General features: G+C 66.3%; 16 protein-coding genes. 8 read left to right on the top strand and 8 right to left on the bottom strand.

Features of this window, described 5'->3' with window-relative positions:
* Window positions 1–3 precede the first annotated feature (3 nt).
* The 4 genes from KTJ87_RS03865 to KTJ87_RS03850 all read left to right on the top strand — a co-directional run bounded on the left by KTJ87_RS03865 (window position 4) and on the right by KTJ87_RS03850 (window position 3,736).
* Window positions 4–1,677 (top strand): nitrite/sulfite reductase, encoded by a 1,674-nt coding sequence (locus KTJ87_RS03865; protein ID WP_267137742.1) that lies wholly within the window; start codon window positions 4–6, stop codon window positions 1,675–1,677.
* Window positions 1,667–2,407, top strand: a complete 741-nt coding sequence (locus KTJ87_RS03860) for a phosphoadenylyl-sulfate reductase (protein ID WP_267137741.1) — start codon at window positions 1,667–1,669, stop codon at window positions 2,405–2,407. The genes KTJ87_RS03865 and KTJ87_RS03860 overlap by 11 nt, the downstream gene beginning before the upstream one ends.
* A gap of 17 nt (window positions 2,408–2,424) precedes the next feature.
* Window positions 2,425–2,838 (top strand): DUF934 domain-containing protein, encoded by a 414-nt coding sequence (locus tag KTJ87_RS03855; RefSeq protein WP_267137740.1) that lies wholly within the window; start codon window positions 2,425–2,427, stop codon window positions 2,836–2,838.
* A gap of 67 nt (window positions 2,839–2,905) precedes the next feature.
* Window positions 2,906–3,736, top strand: coding sequence for a ferredoxin--NADP reductase (locus KTJ87_RS03850; protein WP_267137739.1), 831 nt, complete (start codon window positions 2,906–2,908; stop codon window positions 3,734–3,736).
* Window positions 3,737–3,809: 73 nt separating this feature from the next.
* Here the strand turns inward: KTJ87_RS03850 and KTJ87_RS03845 are convergent, their stop codons facing one another.
* Window positions 3,810–4,724, bottom strand: coding sequence for a hypothetical protein (locus KTJ87_RS03845; RefSeq protein ID WP_267137738.1), 915 nt, complete (start codon window positions 4,722–4,724; stop codon window positions 3,810–3,812).
* Window positions 4,725–4,964: 240 nt separating this feature from the next.
* Between KTJ87_RS03845 and infC the strand changes: the two genes are divergently transcribed.
* Window positions 4,965–5,456: a translation initiation factor IF-3 gene (infC, locus tag KTJ87_RS03840; RefSeq protein WP_267137737.1), complete on the top strand. Its 492-nt coding sequence runs from the start codon at window positions 4,965–4,967 to the stop codon at window positions 5,454–5,456.
* A 22-nt stretch (window positions 5,457–5,478) separates the two neighbouring features.
* Complete coding sequence (locus KTJ87_RS03835; protein ID WP_267137736.1) at window positions 5,479–6,156, top strand: DUF938 domain-containing protein; 678 nt, start codon at window positions 5,479–5,481, stop codon at window positions 6,154–6,156.
* Between the two features lie 52 nt (window positions 6,157–6,208).
* On the opposite strand, the gene KTJ87_RS03830 is transcribed toward KTJ87_RS03835, so the two are convergent.
* On the bottom strand, window positions 6,209–7,213 hold the full coding sequence (locus KTJ87_RS03830) for a molybdopterin-binding protein (RefSeq protein ID WP_267137735.1): 1,005 nt from the start codon (window positions 7,211–7,213) through the stop codon (window positions 6,209–6,211).
* Entirely contained in the window at window positions 7,213–8,172 is a 960-nt protein-coding gene (locus KTJ87_RS03825) for an XdhC family protein (RefSeq protein ID WP_267137734.1), read from the bottom strand. The genes KTJ87_RS03830 and KTJ87_RS03825 overlap by 1 nt, the downstream gene beginning before the upstream one ends.
* A gap of 162 nt (window positions 8,173–8,334) precedes the next feature.
* On the opposite strand from KTJ87_RS03825, the gene KTJ87_RS03820 reads away from it, so the two are divergent.
* On the top strand, window positions 8,335–8,931 hold the full coding sequence (locus tag KTJ87_RS03820; protein WP_267137733.1) for a class I SAM-dependent methyltransferase: 597 nt from the start codon (window positions 8,335–8,337) through the stop codon (window positions 8,929–8,931).
* Here KTJ87_RS03820 and KTJ87_RS03815 read toward each other — a convergent pair.
* Window positions 8,928–10,187 carry a vWA domain-containing protein gene (locus tag KTJ87_RS03815; RefSeq protein WP_267137732.1) on the bottom strand — a complete coding sequence of 420 codons (1,260 nt, stop codon included), beginning with the start codon at window positions 10,185–10,187 and terminating at the stop codon, window positions 8,928–8,930. The two genes, KTJ87_RS03820 and KTJ87_RS03815, sit on opposite strands and share 4 nt — an antisense overlap.
* Window positions 10,188–10,221: 34 nt before the next feature.
* Between KTJ87_RS03815 and KTJ87_RS03810 the strand changes: the two genes are divergently transcribed.
* The gene (locus tag KTJ87_RS03810) at window positions 10,222–10,572 is read left to right on the top strand and encodes a hypothetical protein (protein WP_267137731.1); all 351 of its coding nucleotides are present in this window, start codon (window positions 10,222–10,224) and stop codon (window positions 10,570–10,572) included.
* Between the two features lie 4 nt (window positions 10,573–10,576).
* Here KTJ87_RS03810 and KTJ87_RS03805 read toward each other — a convergent pair whose 3' ends face one another.
* The 4 genes from KTJ87_RS03805 to KTJ87_RS03790 form a co-directional block, all read right to left on the bottom strand.
* Window positions 10,577–11,491, bottom strand: a complete 915-nt coding sequence (locus tag KTJ87_RS03805; RefSeq protein ID WP_267137730.1) for an AAA family ATPase — start codon at window positions 11,489–11,491, stop codon at window positions 10,577–10,579.
* A 70-nt stretch (window positions 11,492–11,561) separates the two neighbouring features.
* The gene (locus KTJ87_RS03800) at window positions 11,562–12,440 is read right to left on the bottom strand and encodes a hypothetical protein (protein WP_267137729.1); all 879 of its coding nucleotides are present in this window, start codon (window positions 12,438–12,440) and stop codon (window positions 11,562–11,564) included.
* A gap of 81 nt (window positions 12,441–12,521) precedes the next feature.
* Window positions 12,522–14,198, bottom strand: coding sequence for a hypothetical protein (locus KTJ87_RS03795; protein ID WP_267137728.1), 1,677 nt, complete (start codon window positions 14,196–14,198; stop codon window positions 12,522–12,524).
* A 59-nt stretch (window positions 14,199–14,257) separates the two neighbouring features.
* On the bottom strand, window positions 14,258–16,492 hold the full coding sequence (locus KTJ87_RS03790; protein ID WP_267137727.1) for a glycosyltransferase family 2 protein: 2,235 nt from the start codon (window positions 16,490–16,492) through the stop codon (window positions 14,258–14,260).
* Window positions 16,493–16,576 lie beyond the last annotated feature (84 nt).

The following is a 16,576-nucleotide window of genomic DNA, read 5'->3' as shown; positions in this document are numbered from 1 at the left end:
CCGATGTATACCTACACCGAATTCGACGACGCCTTTGTCCGCGAGCGCGTGGCGCAATTTCGCGGCCAAGTCGAGCGCCGGATCGACGGCAGCCTGACCGAGGACGAATTCCGTCCGCTGCGCCTGATGAACGGGCTTTACCTGCAACTGCACGCCTACATGCTGCGCGTGGCGATCCCTTACGGCACGCTGAACGGCGCGCAGATGCGCCAGCTTGCCTATATCGCCGAGCGCTGGGATCGCGGCTATGGCCACTTTACCACGCGGCAGAACATCCAGTACAACTGGCCCAAGCTGTCCGACGTGCCGGACATGCTGAGCGCGCTGGCCGACGTCGGGATGCACGCCATCCAGACCAGCGGCAACACGATCCGCAACGTGACCGCCGACCATTTCGCGGGCGCCGCAGCCGACGAGATCGAAGACCCGCGCCCGGTGGCCGAGTTGCTGCGGCAGTGGTCGACCGATCACCCCGAGTTCCAGTTTCTGCCGCGCAAGTTCAAGATCGCCATCACCGGCTCGCCCAACGACCGCGCCGTGACCCGCGCGCATGACATCGGCCTGCGCATGGTGCGCAACGACGCCGGAGAGCCGGGGTTCGAGGTGATCGTCGGCGGCGGTCTGGGCCGCACCCCGATGATCGGCAAGACCGTCCGCGACTTCCTGCCCAAGGCCGATCTTCTGCCTTACGTCGAGGCGATCCTGAGCGTCTACAACACGCTTGGACGCCGCGACAACAAGTACAAGGCGCGCATCAAGATCACCGTCCACGAGACCGGGATCGAGGCGATCCGCGAAATGGTCGAGGCGCGCTTTGCCGAGCTGCGCCCCGAGTTCACCGGCGCCGATCAGGAGGTCCTTGCGGGCATCGAGGCGCAGTTCGCCGCGCCCGAATGGGCAAAGGTCTCTGCCGCCCCGTTCGAAGCGGCCTACACCAATGATCCGCTGTTCCGCAGCTTTGCCGACACCAACCTCGCCGCCCACCGCAACCCCGACTACGCCATCGTGTCGGTGTCGCTCAAGGCGCATGGCGCGACGCCGGGCGATGCCACCGCGGACCAGATGCGCACCCTCGCCGATCTGGCCGAACGCTACGGCCACGACGAATTGCGCATCAGCCACGAGCAGAACGTGATCCTGCCGCATGTGCCCAAGGGCCACCTGCCCGCCGTGCACGCGGCGCTCAAGGCCGCAGGTCTGGCGACCGCCAACATCGGGCTGGCGTCCGACATCATCGCCTGCCCCGGCATGGATTACTGCGCTCTGGCCACCGCCCGCTCGATCCCAATCGCGCAGGAGATCGCCACCCGCGTGGATGAGTTGAAGCTGGAACACGACATCGGCGCGCTCAAGATCAAGATCTCGGGCTGCATCAACGCCTGCGGGCACCACCATGTCGGACACATCGGCATCCTCGGGCTCGACCGCGCGGGGGTCGAGAACTACCAGATCACGCTTGGCGGTGATGGCACCGAAACAGCAAGCATCGGCGAGCGGGCAGGCCCCGGCTTTTCCGCCGACGAGATCGTGCCCGCCATCGAGCGCCTCATCACCGGGTATCTGGACCTGCGCAACAGCCCGGACGAGACCTTTCTCGCAGCCTACCGCAGGCTTGGGGCAGAGCCGTTTAAGGCGATCCTCTACCCGCAGGAAAAGGAGAAGGCCCGTGCCGCTTGAATCCTCCCTCGCGCCGGTTCCGGGGCGGGTCGCCGCGCTGAACACGCGCTACCGTCACCACGGTGCGACCGCCGTTCTGGACCGCGCGCTGTCGGACAGCGAAGTCGGGCGCACCGCGCTGGTGTCGTCCTTCGGCGCGGAATCCGTGGTGCTTCTGCACATGGTCTCGGTTGTCGCACCGGATACGCCGGTGCTGTTCATCGACACCGAGATGCTGTTCGCCGAAACGCTCGAATACCAGCGCGACGTGTCCGAGAAACTGGGCCTGACCAACGTGCAGGTGATCCGTCCGGCGCGCGAACAGGTGTTCCGCCGCGACACCGACAGCCTGCTGCACCAGTCCGACACGGATGCTTGCTGCGCCCTGCGCAAGACCGAACCGCTGCAGAACGCGCTTGCCCCCTATGACGCCTGGATCACCGGGCGCAAACGCTTTCAGGGCGGCGCGCGCGAGGCGCTGCAATTCTTCGAATCCGAGGCGGACATCCGCATCAAGGTGAACCCTCTGGCGCATTGGGCGAAGGACGACGTGCGCGAGTATATGGTGAACAACCGCCTGCCGCGTCATCCGCTGGTGTCGCGCGGCTATCCGTCGATCGGCTGCTGGCCCTGCACCAGCCCCGTGAAGGATGGCGAAGACGAGCGCGCGGGCCGCTGGCGCGGCAGCGACAAGGAAGAATGCGGCATCCATTTCGTCGACGGCAAGATGGTGCGCGGCCGCGCGGCCTGAGGCCACAGGAGACAGCAATGACAGTGATCGTGACCGACGAGGGCTTTGCGCCCGACGACTGGACCGGCGGTTTCCTCGCCGTGGAAGACCTGCAGGCAGGCGCCGCGCCGCAAGCCGTGGATCTGCCGCCCGATGCCGACCCCGAGGCGCTGGCCGGGCTACTGGACAGCCTCGATCTGATCCGCGTGGCGTTTCCCGCCTTTTCGGACGGGCGCGGGTTTACCATCGCCCGGCGGCTGCGGCTGATGGGCTATCATGGACGCTTGCGCGCCAGCGGTCATGTCATCGCCGACCAGTACGCGATGGCCCGCCGCTGCGGCTTTGACGAGGTCGAGATCGCCGACGATCTGGCCGCGCGGCAGCCCGCCGATCAGTGGCTTCGCCGTTCCGACTGGCGCGCCCATGACTATCAGTCGCGCCTGCGCGCCTGACCCCGGGCTTTCGCACCCGAACTTCGACCGCTAGAACAAGGACGGGCGATGACGCCCGCAAGACAACATGACCGAGCATATGACCGTTTCCGACACCGCCGCGACACCCGTCAAGACCCTGCCCGACGCTCAGACCGTCACCGAGGTCGAGCACTACACCGACCGCCTGTTCCGCTTCCGCGTGACCCGGCCCGCGAGCCTGCGCTTTCGGTCGGGCGAATTCGTGATGATCGGGTTGATGGGCGACACCGGCAAGCCGCTCTTGCGCGCCTATTCAATCGCCTCGCCCGCCTGGGACGACGAGCTGGAGTTCTATTCGATCAAGGTGCAGGACGGCCCGCTGACGTCGAAGCTTCAGCACATCCAGCCGGGCGATCCGCTGATCCTGCGCCCCAAGCCGGTGGGCACGCTGGTCCATGACGCGCTGCTGCCCGGCAAGCGGCTGTGGTTCTTCGCCACCGGCACCGGCATCGCGCCCTTCGCCTCGCTGTTGCGTGAGCCCGAGACCTATGAGCGTTATGACAAGGTGATCCTGACACACACCTGCCGCGACGTGGCCGAACTGCGCTATGGCGCCGAGCTGGTCGAGAGCATCCGCAATGACGAGATGCTGGCCGAGCTGATCGGCGAGGGGTTCGCGGACAAGATCGTCTACTATCCCACCACCACCCGCGAAGAGAGCCCCAAGATGGGCCGCATCACCGACCTTCTGCGCGATGGCACGGTGTTCCGCGATCTCGGGATCGACGGGATTTCTGGCGACGAAGACCGTGCGATGGTCTGCGGCTCGCTGGGGCTGAACACCGACATGAAGGCGATCCTGGAAGGCTATGGCCTGCGTGAGGGCGCCAATTCCGAACCGGCGGAGTACGTTGTGGAAAAGGCCTTCGTCGGCTAGCCCGTTGCCACGGTTGAGCATGAAAAGGGCCGCGCGATTGCGCGGCCCTTTGTCGTTTACGGTCAGGGTGCGCTTATTCGATGCCAAGCGCCCGGCGGGCCTGGATCAGCGCGCCGTTCAGAAGGTCAGGATTGGACGCCGCCTGCTCGACCATCGCGATGATCCCGGTCTTGCGGATTTCGCTCAGATCGCTGTCCTGGATATAGGCGGTGACCTTTTCCAGATCGAAGCCCTCGGCGCTGAACAACTCGGCCGGGGTCGGCTCTGCCATCGCGTCGGCGCTCGCCTCTGCAGTCACCTCGGCCTCGGGAGCCTCTGCGGCCTCGACAGCCTCAGCCGGAGCTTCGGCATCCACGCCGACCTCTGCGGCATCCGCAACCGCTTCCCCGCCAGCATCGGCGGTGGCTTCCGCCGCTTCGGTGGCCTCTGACGCCATCTCCTCGGTCGCCGCCATCGCGCCCTCAGCAGCCTCCTCTGCCGCCGTCATCGCGCCGTCCGCAGCTTCCTCGGTCGCCGCCATCGCGTCTCCCGCAGCTTCCTCGGTCGCTACCATAGCGTCGCCCGCAGCCTCCTCGGTCGCTACCATCGCATCACCAGCAGCCTCCTCGGTCGCTGCCATCGCGCCCTCCGCAGCTTCCTCGGTCGCCGCCACGGCATCACCAGCAGCTTCGGTCGCCGCATCGCCTGCTTCGCTCAGCGACATGCCATCCGTGGCGTTCTCGATGGCGTCCTGCGCGCTCTGGCCTACGGCGTCGGCGGTCTCGGCCACCTCATCGGCTGCGTCCTCGACCGCTGCAACCGCCTCGTCGACGACGCTTTCGGCCTCTGCGGTCGCGGCTTCGCCTGCGCTGTCCAGCGCGGCCTCGCCTTCGATCGCGGCGCCTTCGGCCATCTCGGGGGCGCCCGCAGGCTTGTTCGCGTCATAGTAGATATACGCGCCACCACCCGCCGCTGCGAGAATTGCGATGATCCCCCAGATCTTGCCCATGTCGAAATACTCCTTGAATATCGGATCCCGCTCCGACGATAGCGTCAGATGATGCCGAAACGCCACCGCCGCAAGGCGAATCTCATTGTCCGCGACCGGTTTTTAAGCGACAATTGCCGTTGAAGCGGGCGCCTTGTGCCCGTATCTACTGCCGACCTGCTTCTTGGAAACCGAATAAGGAACCACACCATAGCCCGCAGACCGCACAACGCCCCGCCGACCCGCGACACCGGACCTCGCGTGAATGACCGGATCAGGGGGCCAGAAATTCGCCTGATCGGCGCGGAAGGCGAAAATATCGGGGTCATCGACCCCCGCCGCGCGATGGAACTTGCAGAACAGGCCGGGCTCGACCTGGTCGAGATTTCGCCGAACGCGACGCCGCCCGTCTGCAAGATCATGGACTTCGGCAAGTTCAAGTACGAACAGCAGAAACGCGAATCCGAAGCCCGCAAGAAACAGAAGATCATCGAAGTCAAAGAGGTCAAGTTCCGTCCCAACACGGACACCCATGACTACGAGGTGAAGATGCGCAGCGTTGTCAAGTTCCTCGAGAACGGCGACAAGGTGAAGGTCACCCTGCGCTTCCGGGGCCGCGAGATGGCGCACCAGAACCTTGGCCGCGAACTGCTCGAGCGGGTCGCGGAAGACGTCAAGGAAATCGGCAAGGTCGAGAACATGCCGAAGATGGAAGGCCGCCAGATGGTCATGATGATCGGCCCAGCCAAATAACCCCTTTCGTGACCGCCCCCCTGTGACACAGCGGCCGTCCAGCCCTGCCACCCCCCGCTATTCGGCGGGGGAGCATGGCGCCCACGGCGATGCCCGCCTGTCATCGGGGGTGTTCGACCGGGCCAATCCGGGCCTCTGCACCGCGCTTGCACCGCTGTTCGGGGCGCTGCCGGGCACGGTGCTGGAAATCGGCTGCGGCACCGGGCAGAACGCGGCGGCCTTCGCCAAGGCGTTTCCCGCCCTGCGCTGGGTGGCGAGCGATCCCTTCCCCGAACACCGCGCCTCGGCGCTGGCCTGGGCCGCGCATCTGCGCGTGACGCTCGAGGTCCTGCCGGTCGATGCGTCAGAGAATTGGGGAGGGATGCCGGAGATCCGCGCGCTCGGGCCGCTATCGGCGGTCTTTGCGTCGAACGTGGCGCATATCACGCCCTGGGCGGTGACGGCGGGCCTGCTGGCGGGGGCCGCTGAACGGCTGGCGCGCGGGGGCCTTGTGATCCTCGCTGGTCCCTTCAAGGTCCACGGCGACTGGATTGGCCCGGGAAACGAGGCCTTCGACACGCAGCTCCGCGCCGAGAACGCGGATTGGGGCATCCGAGATCTGTCGCAGATCGAGGCCGAGGCCCGCCCGCTTGGCCTGACATTCCACGCGCTTTCGGTCCTGCCCGCCAACAACCGCCTGATCGTGCTGCGTAAGGCATAGGCGCCAAATTCCTTGAAAAGGAATTTCCACAAAGTCTTTCAAAGACTTTGGCCTAGCCCCGTCGTCCCGCCCTCGGATGCGGGCGTGCAGGGCTTTCCTTGAGCAATCCACCAACCCCCATCCCGGCGATGTCCTCGCCGGTGATGTCGATGCCGCAGATCACCCTCTCCAGCACCCAGTCCGCGCCGTTCAGCGCGGGCGAGCGCGCGCAGCCCGGCAATCCGATCACAGGACGTTCGCCCAGATGCCCCAGGAACAGCAGGTTGCCGGGATCGACGGGCATTCCGAACCTCTCGACCGTTCCGCCCGCCGCGCGCAGCGCCGCAGGCGCGGTATCGGCCATGTCGGACGTGGCCGAGGCGGTCAGGATCAGCACCAGGTCCTCGCCCGCGTCCCGCACGGCGACGGCAATGTCCGCCTCGCGGTGCGGCACCACCTGCCGCTCGGCCAGCCAGAGGCCAAGGCGCGTCAGCCGCGTCTCCATCGCCTTGCGTCCCTTGCCTGGCGGTGCATCGGGGCCGATGCGCGTCTCGATCAGCCGCGCCGTCATCAGAACTGGCGCCGCGACCGCCATCGCCCCGCGCGCCAGGTCGCAGGCCCGCACCACCGCCGCCTCTGCCACGCCGTAAGAGATGATCTTGATCGTCGCGACCATGTCGCCCGGCGCAACGCGCTTGAAGGGGGCCAGCGTCGCTACCGTCACCATCGGATCGACGCGGTTGGCGGCATGGATCGCGCCTGCGTCCAGCGTCAGCACGCCCGCGGCCTCGGCATGCAGGTTCACGCGCCCGGTGGCTGCCTTGCCAAGGCGCAGATGCGCGCGGGCGGGATCGGGAACGATGGCACCGGCCAGACTCTCCGCCGCCGCATCCTCGTGCAGATCGCCGTCATCAAGCTGTGCGGCTTCGACTTCCATCTCACCGCTCGCCTTTAGCCGTGCGATTTCCGAAGGTCCCAGCCGCGTGCCCTTGCGGATGCGGCTGCCATCATCCAGCGCGACCGAATGCGCCAGGATCGCGCCGGCCGCCTTGTCCAGCGGAACCAGCCCGAAGCGCATCAGCCCTGCCTCAGCCGCTGGGTGATTTCTGCCATGATCGAGATTGCGATCTCGGCAGGGGATTTCGCCCCGATGTCGAGGCCAACAGGCGCATGGATGCGGGCGATCTGGTCCTCGGCAAAACCCTTGCCAAGCAACCGCTCGACCCGCTTGGCATGGGTGCGCGTCGATCCAAGCGATCCAAGATAGAACACATCCGACGCCAGCGCCGTCTCGATGGCCGGATCGTCGATCTTGGGATCATGCGTCAGCGTCACCACGCAGGACCGCGCGTCGAGCCCGAACTCGGCCAGCGCCGCGTCGGGCCAGTCGTTGGAAATCGTCTCATCCGGGAACCGGGCCTGCGCGCCAAAGGTCTCGCGCGGGTCGATCAGCGTGGCGTCATAGCCCGCCAGCCGCGCCATCTGCATCAGCGGCTGCGCGATGTGCACCGCGCCGACGACCGCCATCCGCAGCGGCGGATTGTGCACGGCCACAAAGGTCTTGCCGTCCTCCTCGAAGCCCGAGCGGTCCATGCGGAACCTGTGGGGATACTCCTCACGCGATTTCAGGCCGCCCTGCCAGCTTTCGGTGTCCACCACATAGGCCACGCCGCGCCGCGCGGCGCGCGCCTCGACCAGCGCCGCAAGCGTGTCCTCGGCCAGTGTCTTGCCGACGGGTTCCACCATGACGCGGATACGTCCGCCGCAAGCAAGGCCGACGGCAAAGGCCTCGTCGTCGGACACCCCGAACTCCAGCATCCGCGCGCGGCCATCCTCCAGCGCGTCCATCGCCTCGACCACCACCGCGCCCTCGACGCAGCCGCCCGAGACGGACCCCTCGATCTCGGCTGCGCCCGAAATGGCAAGCTGGCTGCCCACGGGCCGGGGCGCCGAGCCCCAGGTCTCGACCACCGTGGCCAGCGCCGCGCCCTTGCCCGCGCGGTGCCAGTGCAGCGCGATTTCGGCGACATCCTTCATCAGGGATACTCCTTCATGACGCACCGACCTAAGCATGACTTGTCCCCGGACCCAAGCGGACAACAGCGCGAACAGGCCAGACACATCTTCGGCATTCCATGCCTGTCGGGCTTTACAAATTCTGTTTTTGGAATATCTTACGAGACATCAGGAGAGCATCGCATGTCACACTGGGATCAAACGTATGCCGCGCGCCCCGAGGAGGCGCTGACATGGTTCGAAGAGGTGCCGCGCGTCTCACTCGACCTGATCGAACGGGCCGCCTTGCCGCATGGGGCCACCGCCATCGACGTCGGCGCCGGGGCATCACGGCTGGCGGCGCACCTTCTGGACATGGGGTACGCACATGTCACCCGGCTGGACCTGTCCGGCGACGGGTTGGCGATAGCGGCGATCGAGGACCGCTCGAAGGTCACTGACGTTGTGGCCGACGTGACGCAATGGGCGCCCCCGGCACAGTACGATCTTTGGCACGACCGCGCCGCGCTGCATTTCCTGACCGATCCTGAGGATCAGGCGCGCTATCTCGACGTCCTCAGGGCCGCCACGCATGCCGGAAGCGTCGTCATTCTTGCAGGTTTTGCATCGGACGGGCCCGAGAAATGTTCGGGCCTGCCCGTCGTCCGCCGTGACCCCGCCGCGCTGCTTGCCCTGCTGGGAGACGATTTCGAAGCCGTCGAGACGCGGCTTCACGCGCATCATACGCCCAAGGGCAACGTGCAGCCCTTCGCCTACGTTCTGGCGCGGCGCATCCGCTAGTCCAGCATCCGCATCAGCCGGTCCTTCTCGCCCCGGTCGCCCGCGCGGGCGATGGCCTCGGCGAGCGCCTCGAGCGAGGCGATGTTGTGACCTGCGCGGAAGCTGTCGACATGGGGCAGCATCGCCTTGATGCCCGCCGCGCGCGGGGCAAAGCCGTCCCAGCGCAGAAGCGGGTTGATCCAGACAAGACGGCGCGCGGTCAGGTGCAGACGCTCCATCTCGCGCTCCAGCGTCCCGGCATCGTCCCGGTCCAGCCCGTCAGTGATAAGAAGCACGACAGCGCCCTGCCCCAGCACCCGGCGCGACCAGTCGCGGTTGAAGGCATGGAGCGATTGCCCGATCCGCGTGCCGCCTTCCCAGTCCTGCGCCTCGGCCCCGGCGGCGGCAAGCGCGGCGTCGACATCGCGGGCGCGCATGTGGCGGGTGATGTTGGTCAGCCGCGTGCCGAAGGTGAAGGCGTGCACCTTGGCCCAGCCCGCGCCTTTCGTGTTCGACACCGCATGCAGGAAATGCAGCACGATCCGGCTGTATTGCGACATCGACCCCGAGATATCGCAGAGAACCACGAGGTTCGGCCAGCGGATGCGCTGCGATTTCATCGCCATGCGCTGCACCTCGCCGCCGCGCCGCATCGAGGCGCGCAAGGTCGCCCGCCAGTCGGCGCGCTGGCCGTGCAGGTCGGCGATGGTCCGGCGCGACTTCAACGGCTTCACCGGCAGCGACAGGCGCGCGATCATCCGCTTCGCCGCCGCCATCTCGGCATTGGACATCTGTTCGAAGTCGAGCGTGCGCAGCCGTTCCTCGCTGGAAATCGTCTTGGACGCGTCGATCTGGATCTCGACCTCGTCCTCGGTCTCGCTCTCGGGCAGGTCGGGCGCGTCACGTTCCACCCCGTCCAGCAGCGCCTCGGCCGCGCGTTTCTCGGCGGCCTCGGCGCGGCGGTCTTCCTGCGCGCCGCGCACGGCGGGCAGCATGTAGGCCATCATGTGTTCAAGATAGCGGGGGTCGCGCCAGTACAGCCGAAAGATCTGGCGGAAAATCGCCCGTTGCTCGGGGCGCGACACGAAGACCGCGTGAAGGGTCCAGTAGAAGTCGGCCTTTTCGGAAAAACCCACGGCATTCACGGCCCTTATGGCATCCAGCGTGCGCCCCGGACCCACCGGCAGACCCGCCTTGCGCAGGGCGCGGGCGAAGTGCGTGATGTTGTTCACGAGCTTGGGATCGTCCGGAATGTCCATCGCGGCCAATTCAGACATGAATCCCGGCTCCGACTCGCCTAGACCTGTGGGCATGGACAGCGAACTGACATGGCCTGAACACTGGGGACCGATCGGACGTCGGCGTGCCTCTGATCTTCTGTTTCAATTCCTGCACGAGGCCAGCAAGACCGACCCCGCGCGCCGCCACGTCTTGCGCGTGGTCGGCGAATGCTTTGCCACCGATGACGTGGTCTTCGAGATGAAGGGATGGGAGGCGCCCTTTGCGGTCGCGCACCTGCAATGGGGCCAGAAGCCGACGCTGCCGGAGCGGCTTTCGGCGCTTGTCGGCGGCAGGCGCAGGCGTGAAGACATGTCTCATCCGACCTCGCTTTCCCCGGTCCAGACGCTGGACGAACTCAGCACGCATTATCCCGGCGACTGACCGCTCATCCTGCCGGGCCAAGGCTGGTGCGCACCTCGTCGAGGATGCGTTTCGCCTCGGACCCCTGAAGTTTCTGGATGTCGTCCTGATACTTGAGGATCGCGCCCAGCGTGTCAGCGATGACCTCGGGCGACAGGTTGATGACGTCGAGCGCCAGCAGGCACTTGGCCCAGTCGATCGTCTCGGCCACACCCGGCTTCTTGAACAGGTCCTCGGTGCGCAGGCGCTGGACAAAGGCCACCACCTCGCGGCTCAGTTGCTCGGAGGCCTCGGGCGCACGGGCGTGCAGGATCTCGATCTCGCGGTCGAAGGCCGGGTAGTCGACCCAGTGATAGAGGCAGCGGCGCTTCAGCGCGTCATGCACCTCGCGCGTGCGGTTCGAGGTCAGGATGACGATGGGCGGCTCGGGCGCCTTGATCGTGCCCAGCTCGGGGATCGTCACCTGAAAGTCCGACAGCGCCTCGAGAAGGAATGCCTCGAACGGCTCGTCCGTGCGGTCCAGCTCGTCGATCAGAAGGATCGGCGCGCCGCCGGGCTGCGGGCGCATCGCCTGCAGCAGCGGACGCTCGATCAGGTACTCGTCGGTGAACAGTTCCGTCTTCAGCGCCGTGCGGTCCGCGCCGCCCGTCGCCTCGGCGGTGCGGATGGCGATCATCTGCTCGGCGAAGTTCCATTCATAGACCGCCGATGCGGCATCCAGCCCCTCGTAGCATTGCAGGCGGATCAGGCGGCGGCCCAGCGCGGCGGACAGCGCCTTGGCGATCTCGGTCTTGCCGACGCCCGCCTCGCCCTCAAGGAACAGCGGACGGCCCAGCGTGAGCGCAAGGAAAACCACCGTGGCAAGCGGGCGCCCGCACACATAGTCCTGCGCGGCCAGAAGCGCCTGCACATCGTCGATACTGCCGAATGCCTTGGTCAAGCCGACCTCCTCCGTCGTCTGCCGTTCGGGCATCCTGCACGCGTCGGCGCGAGGGTCAACAGAGGCCAGGTCAGGCCGCGATCACATTGACGCCGGGCATCCGGGCGATCTGTTCGAAGTCCTCGTCATAGACATCGGTCAACTCGTCCAGCAACTCGGGCGTCCAGCCGGGCAGGTCGATTTCGTCCTCCAGCTCGTCGTCCAGCGCGAACTTGTCGAGGAACGCCGACAGCACGCGGCGGCGCTGCGCTTCGTTCGCAGGCGGGCGCGTGGCAAGGTAGCTTTGCATCCGCTCATAGCCTTCGGGGGACATGATCGTCTCGATGATGTCGAAATTGCCCTCCAGCGGCACCGAAGCGTCAAGATCGGAAATCTCGCGCAGGATCTCGGGCCAGACGAAGGGCGTGTCCTCGTTGCACCAGACGGTGACCGGCGCGCCGGGATTTTCCTGCATGATCCGCGCGATCACCGGGGACCAGCGGATGTCCAGCGGATCGACCCCTTGCATCAACGCATCATAGGTGGTGCCGCGCGGCAGCGTGTCGAACAGCGCGGGCACAAAGGTCGCCGGGTTGCGGATCGCGATGAAGAACTCGGGCTGATGATCGGGAAAGATGTCGGCGAGCCAGCGCGCCTTGAACCCGCCCTTGGCATAGAGATCGCCATCATCGAACACCCGGCCCGGCCCGCAGATGAAATTCTGGAACGACAGGATCATCCGTTCGGCATGCTCGTCGCCCAGCATCGCGTCGATCACCCGTTCCTGTGTCTCGGCGTCGGCGACGGTGCCGCGCAATTCCAGCGTGGTGTCGCGGATGATGGTGCGGAACCGGCGCGGACGCACGCAAACCACTCCGTACTCGCGCAGCCGCGCATCGTTCTTCAAGAGCGAGCGCGCAAGCTTGTCATCATCGGTGCAATGGGCACCAAGGTGGAATGCGATCTTCATCCGGTCGCTCCCTGGGACGTTGCCCGACCTATAGACCGTCCGAAGGGCCGGATGAAAGGGCGCACCGGGCGATTGGCCAGCCTAGCGCTTGTGGACCACAAGCACCTGATCCTTGCGCCGTTTCTCGAACCGCGCCTGAAAGACGAAGCACCCCGAGATGTCGGCGCGCAGGGCGTCGAATTCGGCCGCGACACCGGGATCGGAATGGGTGAACACGCCGTCCTGAATGTAGGACTGGAACAGATCGGCGGTCTTGGTGATGCCGGGGCGCTCGATCTCGTCGGGCTGCCAGCGCAGGTCTTCGACAATGTAGAGACCGCCGGATTTCACGGTGCCGAACAGCTCCAGAAATCCGTTCTGCTGGTGGTGGCTTGCGTGGCTGCCATCGTCGATGACGATGTCGAGGGGCGGCATGTCGCCCGCACCGGCGCGCAGGGCGGCGCGATCTTCGGGGTCGAGCCGGTGATGCACATAGCGCGGGTCCGAGAACCAGTCCGTATCCGCCGGGTCGAGACCATGCACCTCGGCCTTGGGGAAATAGTCGAGCCAGAGCCGCGCCGAGGTCAGATCGTCCGGCGCCCCGACCGGAGGGCCGATTTCCAGCAGCTTGATCGCGCGCTGCCGGAAAGGCAGGAACAGCATCTGGTAAAGCTCGGTATAGCGGTGCTTGGGCGATCCCTTGTCGAGGCCCAGCGCATCGGCAAGATCTGTCAGGTTGGTCTGGCCCCGACCCCGGCGATCCTCGGGCGTCAAGGGCGCGCGCGGCGCAGCGGCCATGGTGGGCGGGCGCATCCCGGGCGGCGCGGGCATTGCGGCGGCGACGGGCACCGGCGCGCGCAACTCGGCGGGCCGGTTGGCATGCAGCGCGGCGATCTCGGCGATGGTCTTGTCGGGGCTCGGCGCCTTGACGCGGCCCTTGTCCTTGGGGCGGGGCTTCAGCGGCACGGGCGATTTGTGCGGGTCGATCCCGTGCTTCTGCACCAGTTTCTCGATCAGCGAATCCTTCGGCGGCACGCCGCCATCCTTTTCCGCGATCCGCGCACGCACGCGGCGGCCATACAGGTGCACCGAATAGGTGTTCTCGGTGATGTAGTCGGACGTGTCGAAGTTCGGCTTGAACATGAACCGGCGGTCGCGGAACGTGAACGGGTAAAGCCCCTCCTGCGGCAGCGCGTATTTTGCCTCGCCCGTCTTGTGCAGGAAATAGGTCAGCGCGTGCGGCCCCCAGACGCCCCAGGGCTGGTCGCCCGCATGAACGGGATCGCCCCGGTCGCGCGCCTCGGTCAACTCGCGCTCGTATTCCTCGCCATACCAGGGCGGGATCGAGAATTCGTCGGCGGTATAGGCCAGTAGCTCGCCCAGGGTGTCGCTGTCGGCGGGCAGACCCAGCACACCGCCGTTGATGTGCTTGGACGACTCCCAGCCGTAGAAATGGCCGTTCGGCGTTTCAAACGGCTTCATACAATAGGCGTCGGTGTCGGCCCAGATGGTGCGGTCCAGCTTGGCCAGCATGCGGTAGCGGAAGATGTCGGAATGCAGCGCGGGGCTGCCGGTGCGTTCATGCTTGATCGCGCCAGCACGGGGCAGGATGTCCTCGGCCGATTTCATCTCGACCCCGTCCGGGACATTCTCCAGCGGGCCATAATGGTAGAGAACGACGTGGTGCCCGGCGTCCACGAAGGATTTCAGGCACAGCTCTTCCAGAAAGCTCAGCCGTCCCTCCATCCAGAGAGCGGCGATCTGATACTCGGTTGCCATCCAGTCTGCCTTTCTGCCCCAAAGGGTCGCCTCGACGGCGCTTATACCCGGTTTCGCGCCTAGTGAACCTGCGCCTTGTGCTGCACGGTAAAGAAGAATTCCTCGGGCAGATCATCCTGCCACACATGATCGGGGATCACCTCTGGCCCGGCAAGGAACACCCCCGCCCCGAAATGGCGCAGCATCTTCGACAGCTTTTCCATCCGCGGGCCGGTCAGTTCGGCATAGAAGGCGGCGTAATTCTCGGTGGCCTTCAAGGCGTCGATCTTGGCGCGGTGGCAGGCGACCGAATGGGCATGCGCCGCCGCGATCTCGGGATCGGCCAGCATCCGCGCCAGTTCCTCTTGTGCGCGGGGCAGGCGTTTCTGGATCGACAGATCCTCGACGGCGTTGTGGTTCATGCGAAACCAGTAAGCCAGGCCCTGGTCCCGGTCGACGTGGTTCACCCGGCCCCGGTCGCGTTTCACAAGGAAGCTTTCGGCCGACCGCACGGCGTAGTGGTTCAACGTCACCAGATCGTAGCCGTAGGTGTCCGCGTTGGTGCGCCAGGCGTTGCGCCACATGTCTTGCGGCAGGGGCTTGCCCGACCCGTTCACCCAGTTCACCTCGCCCACAAGCTGCGGCTTGAGGCCCTTGGGCCGATGCACACCCAGTTTCTTGAAGATGCCGACGTTGCGCGCAAGCGTCTTGAAGCCCCAGGCCTGGTGCGGCTTGTTGCAGAATTCGGGCGCGCACAGAGTGAACTGCTCGGTGATGAAGCGGTCCTCGAAGCCGTGCACGTCCGCATTGCCGAACAACCGCCAATTCATTGAGATGAGGTTCGCGTCCGGCACAGCGTCGTAAAGATCGTTCAGCGTGCCGTCGCCCACATGGATGGTGATGAACTCGTCCACGTCCATGCAGACCGTCCAGTCCAGCGCCTTGACCATCGGTTCTGTCTCGGCGGCCTGAAGCGCGGCGTGCTGCGGTTTGAGGTCGGTGCCCTTGAACGGGTTGTCGCGGTGCTGGACATATCCCTTGTCCTGCAACAGTTGCAGCATCGTATCGGTGCCGTCGTTGCAATCGTTTGTATAGACAAGGAAATCCTCGACCCCAATGGACCTGTGATAGGCCAGCCATTCCAGGATGAACGGGCCCTCGTTCTTCATCGTGGTGACGATACCGGTGCGCCCGCGCTCGATCTTCTTCATCGGCTTGAGCGTCTCGGCAGGCGCGCGCACCGGGTCGGCGCCGAACGCCTCTGTCATCACCTCGATCAGCCGCGTGTCCTCGACCAGCGAGGTCTTGGGGACGATGGCCGACACCTTCTGCCCCGGATGCCGCAGCGCCATGCAGCGCCAATAAAGCTGCGGTGTCCCGTCCGGCTCGGCGCCGACGACGCGGATCAGCCGCAGCACCGATGTCTCGGGCAGCTTGGCCGGCGCGATGCACCAGCGCGGGTTCGACGGCTGCCCGTCGAAGCGGCGGCAGATGTGATCGCCAAAGCCTGCCGCGTCGTCCTTGCGCAGGCCCCAAGGGTAGACCCGGCGCGCGACAAGCTGGGTCATGCCGCCGCGCGACGCGACCGCGCGATCAAAGATCGTCGTCCCCTCGATGGGCGCGACCAGATCGGTCACATCGACGTTCATCACCGCCCGCGCCTGCCCCAGATACCGCGTGCGCAGGTGCTCAAAAAGCGTGAACTCGGCAAAGGGCGCGGTCCAGCGTTCCGGCGGGGGCTCCGTCATGCGGTCCTTGCCGGGCGCGTCGGGCGCGTAATACGGGTCGGACTCGGGGCCAAGGTCCGGATGTCCCGTGGCCATGCCGGGAAACAGCAGGACGACCTTCTGCAATCCCTCGATGTCGGCGCGTGCAAGGGCGAGGTCCAGCCCCGGCCCATCCGCCCCCGCCAGCCGGTCGATGATGAGCGCGGCCTGCATCCGGTGCACGCGCGCATGCCAGCGCAGCCAGTCCAGCACGATCTCGGGCGGCTCTCCGGTGCGCACCGCAAGGCCCACGTTCAGGCCCTCGAACAGGTGCGGCTCGGCGATGCTCGGCTGCACCCAGACCTCTTCGTTCACCGGCAGGCGCAGCGCGCCGCCGCGCAGGTCGGTGTCCACGTCAAGCACAAGGCCGCCGTTGATCGCCCGCGTGGAACGGATGCGGGTCTCGGGCACCTCCGCCAGCGCATGCGGCGGAAACCCGGTGCCCAGCACGATGCGCGCCGTCGTCGCACCGGGAGCGGCGATGACGCTGTCCAGATGGATGCCCACGCCCAGATCAAGGGGGGTCAGACGCTTGCGCGAATAGTCCAAACGGAACGCTCCCGCAGGGCCGTGCCTGCCGCTCTTGTGCCTCGGGCCGCGCGGATGCGCCGCCTCTCATTGTTGACGCCAAGG

Source organism: Anianabacter salinae (assembly GCF_019061145.1).
GTDB classification, from domain to species: Bacteria; Pseudomonadota; Alphaproteobacteria; order Rhodobacterales; family Rhodobacteraceae; genus Anianibacter; species Anianibacter salinarum.
Note: the sequence above shows the minus strand (reverse complement) of the source record. Positions and strands in the feature narration are given on the sequence as shown.

Coding starts and splice junctions, on each gene's coding strand:
- KTJ87_RS03865 (WP_267137742.1), top strand. CDS start 4: ATGTATACCTACACCGAATTCGACGACGCCTTTGTCCGCGAGCGCGTG.
- KTJ87_RS03855 (WP_267137740.1), top strand. CDS start 2,425: ATGACAGTGATCGTGACCGACGAGGGCTTTGCGCCCGACGACTGGACC.
- KTJ87_RS03850 (WP_267137739.1), top strand. CDS start 2,906: ATGACCGAGCATATGACCGTTTCCGACACCGCCGCGACACCCGTCAAG.
- KTJ87_RS03845 (WP_267137738.1), bottom strand. CDS start 4,724: ATGGGCAAGATCTGGGGGATCATCGCAATTCTCGCAGCGGCGGGTGGT.
- KTJ87_RS03830 (WP_267137735.1), bottom strand. CDS start 7,213: ATGCGCTTCGGGCTGGTTCCGCTGGACAAGGCGGCCGGCGCGATCCTG.
- KTJ87_RS03825 (WP_267137734.1), bottom strand. CDS start 8,172: ATGAAGGATGTCGCCGAAATCGCGCTGCACTGGCACCGCGCGGGCAAG.
- KTJ87_RS03820 (WP_267137733.1), top strand. CDS start 8,335: ATGTCACACTGGGATCAAACGTATGCCGCGCGCCCCGAGGAGGCGCTG.
- KTJ87_RS03815 (WP_267137732.1), bottom strand. CDS start 10,187: ATGTCTGAATTGGCCGCGATGGACATTCCGGACGATCCCAAGCTCGTG.
- KTJ87_RS03810 (WP_267137731.1), top strand. CDS start 10,222: ATGGACAGCGAACTGACATGGCCTGAACACTGGGGACCGATCGGACGT.
- KTJ87_RS03800 (WP_267137729.1), bottom strand. CDS start 12,440: ATGAAGATCGCATTCCACCTTGGTGCCCATTGCACCGATGATGACAAG.
- KTJ87_RS03795 (WP_267137728.1), bottom strand. CDS start 14,198: ATGGCAACCGAGTATCAGATCGCCGCTCTCTGGATGGAGGGACGGCTG.